A 2,797-nucleotide genomic window follows, 5' to 3' on the forward strand; every position below is an offset into this window, starting at 1 on the left:
ATCGCGCCAGGGACTTGCCGCATGCGCCTCTTGGCCCGGTGCCCCTGTCCTTTTGATGATTTGCCTCGCCGTTCCCGTGCCTGTTCCCAGAGCTGCTACAGTACGCAGCCTGAGTAGGAGGGCGTATGCGTGCGATGGGACGCTGATGATCCGGGACGAGGATGAAAGGGCCGACAACGACGGATTCAGGGCACTGGCCTTGTCCCTGATGGGCATCGCCGTGATTCTTGGGGCGTGCATCATCCGCTTCAACATCGAGGTCGACAGGGAGCGTGCCCGAGCCCAGGAAGAGATTCTGCACTGCCGCCGGCAGAACCTGTCTTCGACCAAGTCTGTGGTCGATGCCACCCTGCCTGCGGATGAATGTCGCGACCTGGAAGACCGCTATGCCAGGCGGTTCGGCCATTCCTATTGAGCCTGCAACGCAGCGACCGCCCTGGTCGCTGCGGACACGGCCTGTCGGCTCAAGCCTCGACGATATTCAACCCTTCCGCTGCCTGGGGCGCGACGAAGTAACTGCAGATCAGCTCGAACTGTTCGTCGCTGGTGGTGAACGGGTGCTCGCCTTGGTTGTTGCGCTCACGCAGCCTGCTGCGACAGACATCCTCGGCGACATCCAGCACATGCAGGCGATGGGGAACCTGTGCCTGGTCCGCCAGGCTGCGCAGCCACGCGCGCTGGGCCAGCGTATTGGCGGGAAAGTCCAGCACCACGCTGGTGCCCGCCTGCAACATGGCGACGACCAGCGGCCCCAGGGCCTCGCCCAGGCGCCGGGCATGGAGTTGATAGTCCGCGACGCAGTGGATCATCTGCGGATACAACCGGGCCAGCCACAGGTCCTCGCAGATCAGCACGCAGCCCGGGGCCTGGGCCAGTTGTCGGGCGAGTGTCGATTTGCCCGAGGCGATCTTGCCGCATAGCAGGTGCAAGACCGGGTTGGATGGAGGGTTCATGCTTCGTCTCCTTGCTTGAAGCCTCGCAAGAGCGGTCATGAACCCCGCCTCCGAGGCGGGTTGATGCGGTTTGGACAGCCGCTGGCCCACCCTCTAGAGGAGGGTAATAATCGCTGGGCGGCAGGGCTGAAGAAGTCGGTTCATGGAGCGAACATACACAGTTGGCGAAACCATGCCCAGGGAAACCGCCGGGGCTGTCAGCAGCAACGCCGTGGCGGCCAGTTCATGGTCGGCCATTTTCAGGAACTGCGATGCAGTTAACACCCGGGTGTGTTTTTTCCGATACACAAGGCGCATGCTCGCCTATGCTGAATCGGAAAAATCCCCATGAACACCACATAGGCTAGGATGCCATGCTCTCGACCCATGAGCTGTGCCGCATATTGGAATCCGGCTTCCTCCCGCTTTCCTGCGCCTGCCATGTCAATCCTGACGGAACGCTGACCGTCAAGATCTATGAGGCGGCATCCGGCCGGGTGGACTTGCTGCTCCCAGGCGTTTGCACCGCGCAGCTCACCAGCGTGAGGGATGTTTCCAACCTGATCGGCGAATTGCGTACCGAGCTGCGAGCAGGGCGGCGGGCTTTCGCCGGCGGCTTCGGCTGTCCTGGCGGCTGACTTGCCTGCCCGATCATTGTTGACAGTTGAACATCCCATGGCGAGGGCATAGCGTTTAGCCGTTCGCCCAGTATGTGTGGCTCTTTACCGGTTCATGGATGGCGAGGTCACCTGTACTGGGCGAACTTCCTGGTGGAGCCCTGCGCGATCCTTGAAGCCGCGATTTCTCCTGCGCTAGGATTTGCCCCCGGAGATGGCATTCCTCCTTGAACCGCTTCGTGCTGATGATGCCTACGTGAACCCTGGACAGGGTGCGTAGGTGTGCCTGCCCTGTCCCCGACCAGGACAGGACCATGATACCGACTCCTCTAGTAGCACTCCCTTCTTGCATCACCTCCCGCTTTCCCCATCGGCCATGCCGCTCGGTGGGGGGCTGCCCAGCATGCTGAAGTCACTCCTGGTCATTGCCATGGGCGCATCGACCGGCGCCTGGCTGCGCTGGTTCCTGGGCCTCAAGCTCAATCTGTTGTTTCCGGCCATCCCCCCGGGGACCGTGGTGGCGAACATGGCCGGGGGCTACATCATCGGCCTGGCCCTGGCTTTCCTTGCGGCATCGCCTTCCTTGAACCCCGAATGGCGCTTGCTGATCATCACCGGCTTCTGTGGAGGACTGACCACGTTCTCGACCTTTTCCGCTGAGACTGTATCCCTGCTCCAGCAGGGCAGGCTGCTGTGGGCCTTGGGTTCGGTAGCACTGCACGTGGTGGGCTCGTTGCTGATGACGGCGGCGGGCCTGGCATCCTTCCAGTTGCTCGGTACCCGATAAGGAATGCGGAAAAGTGCTACTGCTTGGGCGATGAAAAGCTATCTTCGAAGAGCGGAATCGTATAACTACATAATCATGTCTCTGGATATTTCCAGAGACATTGATTTTGTTGGGATTTAACGATTTATTTTGATGAGCTGGCCTGATTTTCGGCTCCGAACTCAAGGCCATCCTCGCCAAGGCAATGAATCGGCGCCAGCCATAGGTAAAAACGGCCAAAACATAAGTTAAAAATGACAGGTGAAAATTTCATTGAACGATTTGATGGCCCAATGCCTCTTAGCCGTCGGTGATTGCTTACACCTCTCATAATCAGTACTTATTGGTCATAAAATGAAGAAAATTCTGCTGGGTGCTTTACTGTTTTCCTGCGCGTCCCTTGGTGTGAATGCGGCAGAATTGTCAGGTGCGATTGGTGCCACTAGCCAAGGTGGCCTCACTGCCCGGGTAGGTATGGGTTT

The 2,797-nt window shown here is 59.4% G+C and carries 4 protein-coding genes and 1 riboswitch; of the genes, 3 read left to right on the forward strand and 1 reads right to left on the reverse strand.

The genetic code is table 11. The annotated features are described in order from the left end of the window. A partial coding sequence (locus tag ACK6AU_RS31705; protein WP_409303694.1) for a hypothetical protein occupies window positions 1-415 on the forward strand: 415 nt, incomplete at its 5' end. A gap of 49 nt (window positions 416-464) precedes the next feature. Here ACK6AU_RS31705 and ACK6AU_RS31710 read toward each other — a convergent pair. Beyond that, window positions 465-953: an AAA family ATPase gene (locus ACK6AU_RS31710; protein WP_409303696.1), complete on the reverse strand. Its 489-nt coding sequence runs from the start codon at window positions 951-953 to the stop codon at window positions 465-467. Window positions 954-1,306: 353 nt separating this feature from the next. Here ACK6AU_RS31710 and ACK6AU_RS31715 point away from each other — a divergent pair, with 353 nt between their 5' ends. Continuing rightward, window positions 1,307-1,570 carry a DUF1652 domain-containing protein gene (locus ACK6AU_RS31715; protein WP_409303698.1) on the forward strand — a complete coding sequence of 88 codons (264 nt, stop codon included), beginning with the start codon at window positions 1,307-1,309 and terminating at the stop codon, window positions 1,568-1,570. Window positions 1,571-1,750: 180 nt separating this feature from the next. Beyond that, window positions 1,751-1,811, forward strand: a riboswitch (Fluoride riboswitch). Between the two features lie 141 nt (window positions 1,812-1,952). Then, window positions 1,953-2,336 carry a fluoride efflux transporter CrcB gene (gene crcB, locus ACK6AU_RS31720; RefSeq protein ID WP_409303700.1) on the forward strand — a complete coding sequence of 128 codons (384 nt, stop codon included), beginning with the start codon at window positions 1,953-1,955 and terminating at the stop codon, window positions 2,334-2,336. Window positions 2,337-2,797: the final 461 nt, after the last annotated feature.

Source organism: Pseudomonas sp. KCJK8993 (genome assembly GCF_046230915.1).
Taxonomy (GTDB): Bacteria; Pseudomonadota; Gammaproteobacteria; order Pseudomonadales; family Pseudomonadaceae; genus Aquipseudomonas; species Aquipseudomonas piscis.